Source organism: Neopararhizobium haloflavum, assembly GCF_002750855.1.
GTDB lineage: Bacteria > Pseudomonadota > Alphaproteobacteria > Rhizobiales > Rhizobiaceae > Georhizobium > Georhizobium haloflavum.
The window spans coordinates 320,285-335,185 of record NZ_NWUC01000004.1 but is presented as its reverse complement, the minus strand read 5'-3'; the positions used below and the strand labels follow the sequence as shown (position 1 = coordinate 335,185).

11 protein-coding genes are annotated in these 14,901 nt (G+C 64.1%); 2 read left to right on the top strand and 9 right to left on the bottom strand.

Annotation, left to right across the window (positions count from 1 at the left end):
- Positions 1–58: 58 nt before the first annotated feature.
- The 6 genes from CN673_RS11570 to CN673_RS11545 all read right to left on the bottom strand — a co-directional run bounded on the left by CN673_RS11570 (position 59) and on the right by CN673_RS11545 (position 6,607).
- Complete coding sequence (locus tag CN673_RS11570) at positions 59–925, bottom strand: ferric iron reductase (protein ID WP_099866410.1); 867 nt, start codon at positions 923–925, stop codon at positions 59–61.
- A 79-nt stretch (positions 926–1,004) separates the two neighbouring features.
- Complete coding sequence (locus CN673_RS11565) at positions 1,005–2,201, bottom strand: GNAT family N-acetyltransferase (RefSeq protein ID WP_157928882.1); 1,197 nt, start codon at positions 2,199–2,201, stop codon at positions 1,005–1,007.
- 1 nt (position 2,202) lies between these two features.
- Entirely contained in the window at positions 2,203–3,510 is a 1,308-nt protein-coding gene (locus tag CN673_RS11560) for an oligosaccharide flippase family protein (RefSeq protein WP_099866408.1), read from the bottom strand.
- 87 nt (positions 3,511–3,597) lie between these two features.
- Entirely contained in the window at positions 3,598–4,539 is a 942-nt protein-coding gene (locus tag CN673_RS11555; protein WP_099866407.1) for a cupin domain-containing protein, read from the bottom strand.
- On the bottom strand, positions 4,536–5,804 hold the full coding sequence (locus tag CN673_RS11550; protein ID WP_099866406.1) for a GNAT family N-acetyltransferase: 1,269 nt from the start codon (positions 5,802–5,804) through the stop codon (positions 4,536–4,538). The genes CN673_RS11555 and CN673_RS11550 overlap by 4 nt, the downstream gene beginning before the upstream one ends.
- A 476-nt stretch (positions 5,805–6,280) precedes the next feature.
- Positions 6,281–6,607, bottom strand: a complete 327-nt coding sequence (locus tag CN673_RS11545) for a helix-turn-helix domain-containing protein (RefSeq protein WP_099866405.1) — start codon at positions 6,605–6,607, stop codon at positions 6,281–6,283.
- A 440-nt stretch (positions 6,608–7,047) separates the two neighbouring features.
- On the opposite strand from CN673_RS11545, the gene CN673_RS11540 reads away from it, so the two are divergent.
- Positions 7,048–8,859 (top strand): DUF4214 domain-containing protein, encoded by a 1,812-nt coding sequence (locus CN673_RS11540; RefSeq protein WP_099866404.1) that lies wholly within the window; start codon positions 7,048–7,050, stop codon positions 8,857–8,859.
- A gap of 118 nt (positions 8,860–8,977) precedes the next feature.
- On the opposite strand, the gene CN673_RS11535 is transcribed toward CN673_RS11540, so the two are convergent.
- Complete coding sequence (locus tag CN673_RS11535) at positions 8,978–9,724, bottom strand: glycosyltransferase family 25 protein (RefSeq protein WP_198585979.1); 747 nt, start codon at positions 9,722–9,724, stop codon at positions 8,978–8,980.
- Positions 9,725–9,744: 20 nt separating this feature from the next.
- Entirely contained in the window at positions 9,745–11,109 is a 1,365-nt protein-coding gene (locus CN673_RS11530; protein ID WP_157928881.1) for an O-antigen ligase family protein, read from the bottom strand.
- 336 nt (positions 11,110–11,445) lie between these two features.
- Here CN673_RS11530 and CN673_RS11525 point away from each other — a divergent pair, with 336 nt between their 5' ends.
- Entirely contained in the window at positions 11,446–13,422 is a 1,977-nt protein-coding gene (locus CN673_RS11525; protein ID WP_099866401.1) for a DUF4214 domain-containing protein, read from the top strand.
- Between the two features lie 6 nt (positions 13,423–13,428).
- Here the strand turns inward: CN673_RS11525 and CN673_RS11520 are convergent, their stop codons facing one another.
- Positions 13,429–14,877 carry a hypothetical protein gene (locus tag CN673_RS11520; RefSeq protein WP_157928880.1) on the bottom strand — a complete coding sequence of 483 codons (1,449 nt, stop codon included), beginning with the start codon at positions 14,875–14,877 and terminating at the stop codon, positions 13,429–13,431.
- Positions 14,878–14,901: the final 24 nt, after the last annotated feature.

Sequence of the window (14,901 nt, the reverse complement as noted above, 5' to 3'; positions counted from 1 at the left end):
TGTATTCTACAAGGAAGCGATCGGGAGGCTGGTGAAGAGGATGGGCATACCCTGCTCGTCAGGAGGACGCAGCCTGGGCGCGCAACAATTCGTCGCGCGCCTCGGGCTTTTGCAGCACACAGGTTGCGCAGAGCGAGCCGCCGTCGGTCTTGTAGTAACGGCAGCAGCCGCCGCGCGAGCGGTAGCGGCGTTTGACGCTCGCGTTGCCCGGGGAACCCGGAACGTCGAGATCGAAGAAATGCATCTGCGGATTGGCAAGCGGTGATCCAGGTTGCTTCAAGATGGCAGTCGCTTCCGTGCAGGCCGCGTCGACGGCATCGGCACGTTGGCCAATATCGAGGAAGACCGCAGCGACCGAGTCGGAAACGAGGCGCCACTGCGCCGCAGCCGGCAGCCCCGTCATCTCCCCGATGGCGTCGATCAGTGGTGAGAAATGCGCCTCCAGTCGCTGGCAGGCCATCCGGCGCAGCGCAGCGCGGTCGTCGACCTGCATGACACCATCCCGGCTTTCCAGAACCGGATCGTCGCTGAGAACGCCGCTCTTGAGAAAACGAAGCGAGACAGCCGTATACTCGATGCGCCTGCCGTCCGCTTCGAAGCTGTCGGGCGTCAGCCGTATCGCCATGGACCGGTCCGAAACGTCGGCAAGAATGCCGCCATGCAGATAGGCCGGCCCGAACGCGAACGCCACGCAATAGCTGTGGCGTGCGATGAGATAGGCTGCGAGTGTGCGACGATCGATCCCGGAACGCCCCATGGCCTGCGCGACGAGGAGCCGGTCGAGCGCCGGCTCTTCGCGGGTGAGGGCGTCGACCGTTTGCCAGCCATCTTCCAGTGCGCCGAGCGTTACCAGTGGACGGGGCCAGTGGGCCGCCTGCCACTGCAGCCAATGTGCCAGCCGATGGTTTTGCGGAACGTCGAGCATGCATGGTCCATTGCGATCGCGGGCGTTGCCCTTTATTTATGGACTATCGCACTCATGATTTAGACGCAAGACGCCGGGCTCAGATCGGCATGCCCTGTTGACGCAGCTTGTTGCGCATCGAAACGGCGATCGATTGCGCAAGCAGCCCGGCACGGTTGGCGGCCAGTGCGCTGCGACCGAACAGGGTATCGGGCGCCAGAGCGATATCGGCCATCGGCACCGTATCGTTCCAGAACCCGCCGATGACGTGATCGTCGATGGTCGTCGCCGAATCCATCAGCGTCCAGCGCTCTTCCTGGTGAAATGCCTCGATAACGAGATACTCAAGCAGCATGCCCGGCCCGTACTTGCGATAGCGCTCGTCATAGGCGCATTTCGGCGTGACGACGTTTTGGCCATCGACGATGTTGATGCTGACGGCGATGGGAACCTCATCAAGGAGCAGACTGTCGATCACGGCCGCGCCCTCCGGCGTCGAGCCGGACGAAAAGGCGGCGCGCGCGAAGGCCGCGTGATCATCGCGCGAGAGAAACGATGTGCCCCGCTCGCCCTTCCAGCCCGTATGCTCGATGCGCAGGAAATCTTCCACGCGCCGGCTGACGAGTTCCGGTGCGCGCGCCCGCTCGAATCGCACCGCGCCTGCCTGGCCAAGCCGGCGCAGATTGCGTCTGATGTCCTTCAACCGGCTGCGCGAGAGCACGGTCTCGACATGCCGGTCGAAGCCGCCCGGCATGGGGCGCAGCACCGGCCGCTCATAGCGACGCAGTTCCTCCAGCACGACGCCGGCCTGACGGCACGCATCGCTGAGCAGCGCGGCGAAAGGCGATGACATATCGATATTCGGCATGCTCCAGGCGCGCAGCAATGACGGATCGTTACAAAGCCGGTCCACGAACGCGGAAACGACGCGGGGCGCATGGGAGGCCGCAACGAGCGGGGCCGCGTTGACCTGATAGCAATTGCCGGCAGAGCGGATCATGGCGAGCGGTCCCGCGCCGATCCAGCGGAAGAAGAAGAGCCCGACCAGGCCCGCATCCGGACAGGTGAAGGCGAGGGCTCTCAGCCCGCCATCCGCGTCGATCGTGTCGAGCCCGGCCATAATGTATTGCCGCCCGTAGAACGGGTTGGAAACGAGGCTGCCCCTGGCCAGCCGGTCCCAGGCCGCGGGATCGAGCGCGGCAATGCCGGCCGCATCGAGTATTGTTGCCGAAAGCCCGTTGCCGGCAGTTGGATGCGGCATGTGATTGACGCGCTCGATGGCCTGGCCCTGGATCATGTCACGTTCCCCCTCTCGTCCCCCGCGTGGCATTGATGGTGCTTGCGATCGCGCCGGCGGCGAAGAAGGCCGGCAATGTCAGTCCCAGCCTGCGCCGCGCGAAAAACGCCAGCAGCGCGCTGCGCACCGCCAGTGCGCACGCCGAGGCGATGGCCGCGCCAACCAGCCCGAGCCAGGCGATCAAAGTGAAGTTCAGCGCGACATTGACGGCCAGCGCGATGAGGAAAGCCAGCGAGCAGACCCGCTCTTCGCCCAGCATCGAGAGCACGTCCTCGCCCGGCCCGAAGAGGCAGATCAGCACCGGACCGAGACACAGCAGCGGCACCAGAACCGCGCCCGCCACATAATCCGGGCCGAACAGTGCCAACAGCGGCTCTGCCGAAACCGTCAGGAAGATCATGCCGCCAAGGGTGATCGTCGTGGAGATGAGCGCAACCTGATGGATGAGGGTCTGCAGCATCGCCCTGTCGCTCGGCGCCGCGAGCGCGGCAAAGCGCTGCGCCGTCACGGCGGTGACGCCATAGGGCACATAGCCGAGGATCTGCGCCAGACGCGAGGCAGCGAAATAGTAGGCGACGAGCTCCGGCTCGACGAAAAGCCCCAGAACCAGGATGTCGGCGTTGAGAAAGAGAACCTGAGCCGTGTCGACCAGGGCGAGCGGCAGCGCCGCGCGCGTCCAGACGCGCCAGGCATAGATCGGGCGGGCACCTGAAAGGCGCGCGCGGATCGGCCGGGCGACAAGCCCGTACTGGATGATGACGCTGGCGAAAAGCCCGCCGATCGTCAGCCCCATGATATGGGTCGCGTCGGCGTCCATGCCGAGGAGGAAGAGCCCGCACATGCCGGTCAGAAGCGCCAGATGGCGCAGCAGGAACGCCGGCGCGATGCCGAGCTCCGGCCGGTCCATCCCGCGTGCGATGCCTTCGAGGAAATCCTGAAGTGTCAGGAGCGGCACGGCGGCGAACGCCATCAGCGCCAGCATCTGGAAGGCGGGATTTAGACCGAACGGGTTGAGCGCGGTGATCAGGAGCGCGCCACCGGCCACCAGCCCGGCGATGGCCATGACGACGGCAAGGACGAAACGCATCAGCCCCGCCGCTTCCCCCGCCTGTCCGCGGTGAAGATACTGCGCCAGGAAGCGGCAGACCACCTGGTTGGTGCCGGCCGTCGCGCCATGCCCCATCAGCATCAGCCAGACGAGCAGGAGGCTGTATTGCCCGAAACCTTCTGCGCCGACCATGCGCGCGGCGAGGATCTGCGCCATGAGGCCAAGGCCGGCCGAGGCCACGCGGATGCCGATGACGGTCACGCCCTGGCGTCCGCGCCGCGTGCCTTCATTCGTCGCAATGGCCGCAGGGGCCCCGCTATGGGTGGCAGCGTTGGTGATGGCCCGCTCCTATTCGCCGGCCTGAAGCGCGCCACCGATCGGCACGAGATAGCCCGGTTCGCGCGAATCCAGCCGGTATTTCATCGTCCGGCGGAAGCTCTGTCGCTTCTGCTGGCCCGAAAGGCGCCAACCCACCGCCAGCGCGCATTTGGCGTAGGCGGCAGCGCCGTGCACCGAGGCCGATCGCGGCGCGAGCCCGGCGGAGCGCAGGATCCCGTTGCCGTACTGCACGCCGAAATGGCGGCGGATCTCCGGCGTCCAGTGTTCCGTCGTGATCGATATGTTCAGGCAGTCCTTGTTCTCAACCCGGTGCGGTCCGTTGAGCGGCCAGTGCAGCATGTCGCCCGGCGCAAGGTCGTGGACCGCGGCGTGGCGGTCGAACCAGGCGTGGTAGGGCACTTCCTCTTCGGTGCGCCCGCGAATGATGTTCTCAAGGTCCGCCGGCCGAAGGAACGGCTCGCGGTTGGGATAGATGTAGATGCGCTTTTCGCCGCGGATCTGCCACAGCGACTGTCCCGGCACGTCGGCGTGGTAGAACACCTGCGCATTGGGCGAGGAGATCAACAGTCCCATGGATTTGCGGATGACGTCGAGATCCGGCACGTTCGCCTCGATCTCGCCGAACATTTCGCTGAGCAGCGCACCGAATTCCGGCACGATCTCGTTTGCCTTGGTCACGTTGATCCAGATGCGACCAGCGTTCACCGCCTTGATGAGCTCTTCGCCGCTCATGTCGCCGCGCTCGCAATAGGACCAGCTGCGCACATCATGGCCGGTGCGCCCCATGGTGTTGATCGCCATCTGGCCGGGCGGGATCGCATCCAGGATGCGCCCGAGCGCCGCGTCGGAGAAAAGGGACCGCTCATGCAGCCGGTGACGGAGCTTGACGTCGTGATGTCCCCACAATGCCCGTGCTACCGCGTCGAAATCGCTGAATATGCCCTCGCTCATGCGCTGCGTGCCTCCCCGCTGGTCGTCATTCCATCCGTCTCGTAGCTGGTTTGCGGTGTCTCCACCGCGATCAGCCGCGCCGTGCGCCGCTCATGGTTGCGTGTCACGAAGCCGCGCACCGTCTTTGCCCATCGCCACAGCCGCGGATTTTGCTTGATCAGTCGCTTGGAGCCGCGCTCGCCCATCAGGACCGCGGCCGCCAGCCGGCCCGCCGGCGTCAGCGCGATCGCTCCGTCATACCCGGTGGTGCGGTCGGTCCAGTCGTTCTTGTAGTCGAATTCGCCGATCCCCATGTCGATCGTCTTGATCCCCGAGGCCGACAGCGCCTCGATCAGCGACAGCATCAGGATGCCCATCAGGCTGTAGCGGGACGCCGGCCCGCTGGAGATCGAGTTGATGTACTGCGAGAAATGCGTGCCGGAATACGTGCCGAACGACACCGCGAGGATGTCCTCGCCGGCAGTAAGCGCGTGCATGGAAAGCGTCGGCCGCTCGTCGCCGAGCGAACGGATCGCCGCATCCTTGAAGAAGGCGACGAAGCCCGGCTCCGCGAAGATGTTGCGGATGCCTTGCTGGCGGAACCGCGCGCCGCGCTGTTCGAGGAAGGCGGCATGGAATGCCTCGACATCCGCCCGGCTTGCCGCGCGGCGCAGTTCGACCGCGCCATGGGCTTCTTCCAGCCGTCGACAGCCACGCCGAATGTTGCGGATGCGCTTGGCATTCGGCCGCTCCATCTCCGGCCCGATCGCACCGAAATAGAACGGATCGGGCGAGGGATGATGAGGCAGGCGCAGCAGCGGATTGGCAATGCCCTGCCATGCCCCAGGCTGGTTTGTGAAGAAGGCGACGTCCAGCCCGCCAACCGCGTCGGCCGCAGCCTTGAGCGCTGCGCGCACCACCGCCGGCGTCATGGCATGAGCGCCTTCCGCCGAAAGCATGGGAAAGTCGCTGTTGGCGATCGCCGAGGTCGGCATGCGCGCGATGGTCACGCCATAGCGCCGCTCGAGCATGAGGGGCAGGGCCCCGATTGTCCGCCCGTCGGCTGCCATTGTCACCAGAACGATGTCGTCCGGCGAAAGCCCGTTCGCCCGCGTGTGGCTCGCCACCCAGCCCGGCCGCTGATAGGGCGTCATCACGAGCTCGTCTTCAAGGCGCCGCCATTCCGGCAGCGCTGCGGCAAGCCCGCGATGCACCGCTATGGCAACGGCTCCCGCTGACCTGCGGTCGTCCTGGTTTTCGCTGAAATCGGTTGCGGCAATCGCCATGGCGCGCTTTCACGGGGGTCTGGTTCATCGGCTGACACCCGGCGCTGCAGCGCATGCCGGTGACAGGGGCGACGCTAACCGCGACGGCTTACCAAAGGTTGAAATCAGACCGCGCCGCGCCTCGCACGGCCCCGCTTTCGCAGCGGATGCTTAATGCGCCCTTTCATGACCCGCAGCGATTCGAACGATCGGTTCGGGGAGAGCCGTCGTGCCCAACTCGGCCGTCGGTGAAGCATCGCCCGCATCGCTGCGGATGGGCCGGCAGATCTTCGGAAGAGGCCGAGGATGACGAAGGAGAGGGGGGACGTTTCAGGAAGGGAATCGGGCACCGCGCGTCACCCCTCCCCAAATTGGTGGAGGGCGCACCACCGGGATCTCGGCGTCAGCCAAGGTGCCGGGTTTTTTGCTGGTGAGGGCTGAGCCTTCGAGACGCAATCATGCGCGCGCGGCGTCCCTCCGCCACGCACGCCGAATCACTAGGCGCCGTTGGCGGTAGAGTGATCGCTGTCCGGAAAGAGGATGCCGTGCGTTACGGGGTCGTAATAGCGCATAAGCTCGCGCACGAAAAAGCGCGGCTCGACATTGTAGGCGCGGGCGAAGGCGGCGTAGCGCTCCGGCGGGATGCGGCCGCGGCCGGCCTCGATCTGCGAGATGAATGTATAGTAATCCACCCCCACAGCCTTGGCGAGCTGGCGCTGCGAAAGCCCGGAATTCTCGCGCAGAATGCGCAGCCAGCGTCCGGCGCGCTGGCGCAGTTGCAGAACCTGCTCGCTATCCATGGTCTGTTGCGGATGAGTGTACATGTTGAGTGTCCTTTAAACCCCAGTCCAGACCGAATTGTGGCGGCCGGACAGGCCCAATAGGTTTAAGTGTCGCTGTATTCACTGAATGCTGTATGGCGTGTCTCCGTCACAATTGCAAGAGCCCTCAGCGTCCATAAGGTGTGACTTATTAGGGCGGGAATAGGGCGCGGCGGCGGTTTTATCGGGATATTTCACCCTTTACAGACGGTTAATATCATCAAGGAAAACAAAATATTACCGCATTCCGTGACGTCCTTCGCGCCAGGCTTTGCGGGAAAAATCATCATCCACTCATGCCAAATGTATAGCAACTATGAAATTCAAAGTTGACAGTTCGGTATTCGCTAGATAGTCAGCGATAGACCGCTAACGGTCATGCGGCGGAGTCCCCGCTTTGCCGTCGAGCCCCATGGTCGGAACACTCAAGAGGAAAATCTTTCATGGCTTCTGTGCAGGGAATTTACATCGCGCTCTTCGGGCGCCCCGCAGACCCCGCTGGTCTCGCTTTTTATCAGGAAGCATCCAACGATGGTGCGAACCTCGATGCGATCGGCGCACTTGCCGGTCAGCCGGAATACCTTGACCGCTTCGTCAACCTGAACAACCGCGGCATCGTGAACTCGATCTACGAATCGCTGTTCAACCGTGCCGGCGACGCAGCAGACCTCGATTATTGGGCTGGCGTCCTGGAAGATGGCACCTACACGATCGAGCAGATCGCTATCGCAATCTTCAATGCCGCTCAGGGCACCGACCTTGAGACCGTTCAGGCCAAGGAAGCTGCCGCCAACCTCTTCACGGCATCGCTCGACACCGACGCTGAAGTTGCTGCCTATGTCGGCCCCGACGCCATCGAAGCCGGCGTAAACTTCCTTGCTGACGTAGACGCCGACAACGCGCCGACGCAGGCTGAAGTTGATCTTTATATCGCCACTGAAATCGAGCAGGAACCGGTTGCTTTTGCACTTGGCAACCTTGAGGCGGCTCAAGACGATCTGTCCGATTTCTATCAGGAAGCTGTCGCAAACGAAGACGTTGCTGCCGAACTAACGGGCGGCGCAACGGCCGAAACAGCTACTGATGCGCAAATCTCGGCGGCAATTGCAGCTAATTTGGCTCAGGCTGAATCAGATCTTCAGAGCGATATCACGACCAACGGAACAGACAGCGCACTGGCTGCAGGTCTGGCAGATGCTGAGGACGCACTTGCTGATGCCGAAGAAGATGTGGCCGCGGTAGAAGGTCTTGCAGAGGCAATTGCTACATATGAAGCCGCTGAAGATGCACTGGAAGCAGCGGATGCTGCTGAAGTAGCGGCTGGAGCGGACCTGACAGGTGAAATTGCAGCGTTTGGCGCGTTGAATGCGGACTATGCCAATGTCACCGCTTTGGCGGATGGTAGCGTCACGGCAGACGTCGATGATGGCGCAGGCGGAACTACTACAGTCACGCTTATTGGCGTGAACGGCGATGGTGATCTCGAAATCGATCCGGCATACGACGATGTCGCTGGGATTGCTGATCTTCTCGCGGCGACCACTGCAAACGAAGCTGCTCAGGAAGTCGCTTCTGACGCACAGACTGCCCGGAACGATGCACTTCAGGTTGTTTTCGAAACGGAGAACGATGCTTACGCTGGGACCGTCGTAGATGGCGATGCAGTCAATGGTACAGACTCACCATTGACAGATGCACTTTTCACAGAGCGTGAAGACCTTACTGACGCTCAAGAACTTGTCGATGCTCGTGCGGAACTCAAGGCTGATGTAGACACCGCTCAGTCATTTGTAGACGCAGAAGATGGCTTCGAAGACGCCGTTGCTGATGCACTCGACGGTTTTGCCGACATTGGCTATGAACAGCCGGCAGAACTTACTGCCGATGTCACGGCAACAGCCGAGTCAGACATCTATCTTTATGACGACGCTACCGCTGCGGCGACCATCACCGACTTCAGCACAGATGGCGACGATGTCTTCTTCATCGGAAGCGAGTTCTCCTTCGAAGTCGTCACGCTGGAAGGCACCGATACGATCGCAAACACGGACCAGGGCGATGTCGCGGGTCTCGACATTTTTGCGGTTCAGAATGGTGCAGATGTCGATCTCTACATTGAAACCGCCACGTTCGACGGTTCCGACGACAGCGGTGCTGCATTCGGTGGTAATGTCATCAAGCTCGCAAACGTTGACGTCGCCGGTCTGTCGTTCGACGCAAACGGCTTCCTGACCTACAGCGACACCGTAGCCTAAAACCTCTCCCGAGGGCGCTACGGCGCCCTCGCTTCTTCAAGCCCCGGTCCTTCTTGCGAAGGGCCGGGGTTTTTCGTTGTCTGATCGTGGCCGGAAAACTCCGCGCTCCGCCGCGGTTCTAGATGCGCTTCAGGGCGTAGGCGACGCGTTTGGCGTAGTCGGCGCCGCGGAAGGCGGCGGTGGGCCAGCGTTTGGCGATCGGCGGCTTGGCGCTGTCATAGGTGGAGGCGGCGTCGGTGTTGATGTTGGACTGCGCTCTCAGCCCCGAAAAGGCGACCAGCGGATCGCGCACCGTCAGGACGTTGGCGCCGAAGGCCCAGCCGCGCTCCAGCGCCACGTCATAGGGCAGCCACATCGGGGAAAGCCCGGCGCGCAGGCGCTTTGCCCCCTCCAGCGTAACGAGGTAGCAGGCAGCCGAGCCCTGCGGGCCGTGCAGGCAGCGCCCATAGGCGTCGCCTTCCTCGCTGACGCCCTTCTGGACGAAGCCCTGGACCCGGTGATTGATCAGCTTGATCGCATCAAAGGGCCGCGCGGCGCGCGCCAGCGCCTCGGCCCGCGCAATGAGGCGCGCGTTGAGCGTGATGTCGTCCTCGCAGATGATGGCGAGCGGCGCACCTTCTGCGATCACCCGGTCGAGCGCGGCGAGGTGGCCGCGATAGCAGCCATATTCGCCGGGCAGCATGCGCCGCCCATGGCAGGTGTTGAAGCGCTCGGGGTCGACTTCCTGCCAGTCGGCGGGCGCGACTGCCGCCCCGTCGAAGCCCGGCACGCGCGTTGCGGTCAGCCCGCTCTTTTCGGCCGAAGCGGTGACGACGCGCCAGCGCGCCTCGGAACGATCGAGATTGATGACGAAGATCGGCAGCATGGCGGTCGTCGATTTCTGTTTCAGTGGCGGCCGCGGGGCGGGAGCGGCTTGCTCCATATGGGATCGCACATCCTATAGCAGCAGAAGCCGAAGCCGCCAGCCATCAACATGAAGGATTCGCCGATCGCCAGCCGGTTGCTCGAATTGGTGAGGATGGCGATGAGGAAGAACAGGGTGGCTGAGACGTAGAAGATGAAGACCGTGCGGTCGATCAGCCCGGCGCCGAGCGCCTTGTGCGCCTGGACCAGCGACCAGACCGTGACGAGCGCGAAGAACAGGAGCCCAAAAACGCCGTAGCGCATGCCGATCTCGAGAAAGCCGTTGTGGATCAGCTGATAGCCGACATCGGCATAGCGCGTTTCTTCCCACAGGTTCTCCCAGTAGATGCCGGTGCCGAAGGCGATGTTGGCGCTCCAGATCTCGGCGGCATTGACCCAGAGCATCAGCCGGTCGCTGAAATTGTCCGGCACATGGCCCGCGATGATCGGCGTTGCCAGGCCGTTGCCCGAAAGCAGCGCGTCCGCGATGGCGAAAAGGCCGGTCACCGAGGGACCGATGACATCGATCACGGTTTCGCGGAAGACGAGGGTCGCGGCGAAGACGGAAAGAAGCGCTGCGGAAAGGACGAGGCGGGCGGCAAAGCGCTCCTCGTAATAAAGCACCAGCGCGCCCATCACCGGCAGCGCCGTCGCCACCGCGATCCATACGCCCTTCGACTGCGCGCCGAAGACGCCGATCAGCGCCAGCACCGCCGTTGCCGCACCGGCAAGCGCGCCGAGGAGCCGCTGCGGGCGTGAAAGCTCTCTGCCCGTCGCGGCGTAAAGCCCGAAGCAGATGGCCGCCAGCGCGATGAAGCCGCCGCCGGTCGCCGCATGGATCGGGTTGTTGTGGTAGAGAAACGCCGCCCGCTCGCCCGATACGGCGACAAGCGGATCGACGCTGGCGACGAGCAGGAGAAGGCTGACGGCGACGAACAGCATCGCGATGGCCGCCATCTGTCTGCGCAGATGGAAAAGGACCATGCCGATCGCCGGATAGAGCGCGGGAAAGAAATAGATGCCCTCGGCCGACCCGCCCGTGTTTTCTGGATGGGCATACCCCGTATAGGCCATCCTGAGGCCGACATAGAGCGCGAACGCCATGCACAAGACCGCCATCCAGGACGGGGCGGGCCGGAAGCCGTCGCGCGCCCATTCGACAAGGCCGGCAAGCGCGAGCAGTGCCGCCGCATAGCGGTAGAGATCGCTTTCCACCCAGGCCGCGGAGGCAAGGGCCAGCACCAGTGCGGCGCCGATGAAGGGGAGGATGGCACGTTGTCCCCGGCGGCCGGATGCGGGCGAGGCCATGGTGTCGGCGCCGGCCATGCGGGCATTGCGGATGTGCATAGAAGAACGGCCTTCACCTTGCATTACGGCCCGCTACGGCATCATGCCGTGCTGTCCCTCAGGCCGTGGCCGGCGGACCGGCGGCATCGCCGCCGCGCCGAACCTATGTGAGCGGTAGCCAAAACACGACGCTTTGTCCATTCTGCGGCAACAGGACGCCTTGTTCGCACCACGCCGCCGCACCCGCCCGAGCGGCCGTGGCCGGGCCCGCGTCTATCCGCTTCCTAACGCCAGGTTAACGCTCCCCACACATTTGTCGTGTTGCCGAGAGCAATCTGTGAAGACGGCTCGTGTAATGCCTTACGCACTGTACAACGAGCAGGCTGGGCAGGGGCAATGTCGAGCGTCAAATCCGTGCAGACGACGGGCAATTCCGTCGTCGATGATCTTCTTGCGTCTTACGCATGGAGCGATAAGCGCATCACCTTCGGGTTCACGAAATCGCCTGGCGACTATGGGCGGGGCTACGGCGGCGGCGAGGCCGACAACGGCTATGCACCGCTCAGCGCCATCCAGATGGCCGCCGCGCGCGACGCGTTCGCCGCCTGGGACGACCTGATCGCCATCGACATCGTCGAGGCCGCCGGCGCCACGGCCGATCTGAGGCTGGCCAACTCCAGCGTTCCCGCGACCGCCTGGGCCTATCTGCCGGGCACGTCGGACGTCGCGGGCGACATCTGGTTCGGCCGCGCCAAGGGCTATTACGACACGCCCGACGCCGGGAACTATGCCTACATGACCATGCTTCACGAGATCGGTCATGCGCTGGGGCTGACCCATCCTCATGATGCGGCGACGGGCTCGAATTTCAGCGCCGACGACGGCAGCGCCGGCATCGTGTGCCCGTGCTGTGCCGGTGCCGTTCACCGCGCACCGGGCGAGGGCGGCAGTCAGGCTATCTTCGGCCTCTTCGACGGCAGCGACGACGGCGCCAGTACCGGTCCGGGCACGACAGGCAGCCGCCTCGATGCCGCCTATTTCGGCACTGATGCGATGCCCGGCGCGGCCGATGCGATGGCCGCCACGCTCATGAGCTACGCCTCGTTCGTCGGCGACAGCGGTGGCTACAAGAACGAATATTTCGGTTATGCCCAGACGCCGATGCTGCGCGACATCGCCGCCGTGCAGTATATCTATGGTGCCGACTATTCGACGCGTGCCGGCGACACGGTCTACCGCTTCGACCCTTTCACCGGCGAGATGTTCATCGACGGACGCGGAGCGGGCGCGCCGGCTGACAACCGGGTCTTCGAAACCCTTTGGGATGGCGGCGGGCGCGACACGATCGATCTTGCGGCCTATGGAACCGGCCTTGTACTCGACCTCGGGCCGGGCAGTTGGAGCGATTTCGGCACGCAGACGGCCGGTCTCGGACGCGGCCATGAGGCCCCCGGAAACCTGGCACTCGCCTATCTCAGCCGCGGCGACGCGCGCGGTCTGGTGGAAAATGCGATCGGCGGGTCGGGCCATGATGTGATCACCGGCAACCGCGGCGACAACGTTCTTGTCGGCGGGGCGGGCGACGACCGGCTCGAGGCGGTCGCAGGCACCAACATTCTGGCCGGCGACGGTGTCGGCAATGCGTTCGCTTTGCTCGGTCTCCAGAAGGCGGATTGGATCACAGCCAGCCTGCCGGCCTCGGTCATGCCCGGAAACGACCGCCTGGTCGGCGGGGAAGGCAACGACATCTTCGTGCTCGCCGGTGGCAGAGACGTGGTGGAGGGCGGCGGCGGCGTCGATACGCTGGTCATCGACCTGGTGCATTCGGCCATCTCGATGGCAAAAGAGGGTCTCGGCCTCCTGCTGAGCTATGCCGGCGGCGAGGTCCTGGCCTTCGACGCCACCTATCTCGCGGCTCGCGATGGCATCTTCGCGCTGAGCGAACTCGGCAACGAATCGCCGCGCCAGTCGGTCTTCGACGAGGACATCGCGCTGCTTTATTCCGCCGGGCTTGGCCGCGAGATCGAGCAGTCGGGTCTCGACTACTGGTCGGCAACGCTGCAATCGGGCAAGCCGCTCGCCTATATGGCGGCACATATCATCGACAGCGACGAATTCTGCGATCGCTTTGGCGAGCCCGAGACGATGGGCGATCCCGAATTCATCGACAGGCTCTACATGAACGTCCTCGACCGCGGCGCCGATGGCGCGGGCGCCGATTATTGGTGCGACGCCATGTCGGACGGATTGAGCCGGCCGGATGTGCTGCTGCGCTTTGCCGTCAGCGACGAAAACCGGTCCCAGCTGGCACAGGACGCACCGGGGACAACGACCGGCCAGCCGGCGGACCTCTATCACGACCTGTGGGCTTGACCCTCATCACCGGCAACTGGTGCGGCGCAGATGCGCCAGATAGTCGTTCCAGAAGTCGTCGCGGTCGACGAAGCCGTGCATCGAAACGACCTGATCGCGATCGACAAACCGTGCGGCTGCCTCAACGGGCAGGAGCTGCGCCGGGTCGCAGGCGAGGTGCCGCGCCCGCTGCCAAACCGCTGACTTCGTGGCCATGTCTTCGGCCAGCCGCAGATTGTGGTGATGGACCATGCCCGCGCCGAGGCCAACAAGCACGGCGATGACGCCGGCAAGGCGCGACGTCGCGCGTGCATTCGACGGCAGGCGAAGCACCAGGGCCATCAACCCGACGAACATGGCGACGATGCCGATGAAAGCCGTCCGGCTGTCGAGGAACACACAGTACTGGCTCTGCGAGCACCATTCCTGCTGCATGATCGTCAGCGACGGCGGCAGGACGACATAGGCGGCAGCAGCGAGCGAAAGGGCGGCGAGCCATCCCGGACGCGGCAGCGAGGCCAGGACGGACCGACCCGTATAGACGGCAATGCCGGTCAGAGCCGCAACCGCGACGCTCAACAGCAGCCGCTCATCGTCGACCGTCGGCCAGTCGAGCGCGAACGCCGTATAGGGCAGGAGGTGCAGGCCGAACATGTGCCCGGCCATGGTGACCCCCGCCTTGGGCAACGCCGTCGCATCGGCCAGCATGTTGCCGACATAGGAGGAAGGGTGCGCGAGCCGCCACCCGAGATAGATCGCCAGCGAGGCCAGAACGGAGCCAACGTCGAGCCAGAATCGGCGATTCCTCAGCGTGAGAGAAAGCGCTGCCCGCCCGCGAACGAGCGCCCCGGCATATTCGCACCCCAGCATGGCCGTGCCGAGTAGGAATGCGTACTCCGTCGGCAGCATCGCGAGCGCGAAAAGCATGCAGAGAACGGCTTCACCCATGCTGATGCCAGGTTGGGGCGACCGGCTCCGCATGTGGACGAGCGCCAGCCGAATTCCGGCCACGGCGAGAAATGGAACCGTGTTCTGCAGCGGATAGGACGTGGGAGACAGATGCTGATAGTCCAGGACGCTGAAAGCAACCAAAAGCAGGAAGAACAGGGCCGCCACCGCTCGCCTGGCCAAGATTTGAAGCCAGAACGCGATCAGTAGGAAGACACCGAAGAACAGCGCCACGTAGAGGACGCGAAAAGCAAAGGAATCGGCGAAATAGGCGCCGTAGATGACGAGCGGCATCAGGACATAGCCGCCGATCCGGCCCTGGTCCGTGGCCGCTCGCTGCATGCTCGCCCATACCTCGGGCCAGCCGTCCATGCCGTGCTTAAGGCTCATCACGTCGTCGGCGGTCAGACGATAGCCGACCGTGAACAGATAGCCCTGCAGCACGCTGAGCACCACGGCCATCAGCCATAGCGTCCGATTGGGGCGTGCCGCCATTGAAGTGAGCAGTCCGGTAAGGCTCTGGATCATCGGCGCTGCCTACCAAGGCCGCTC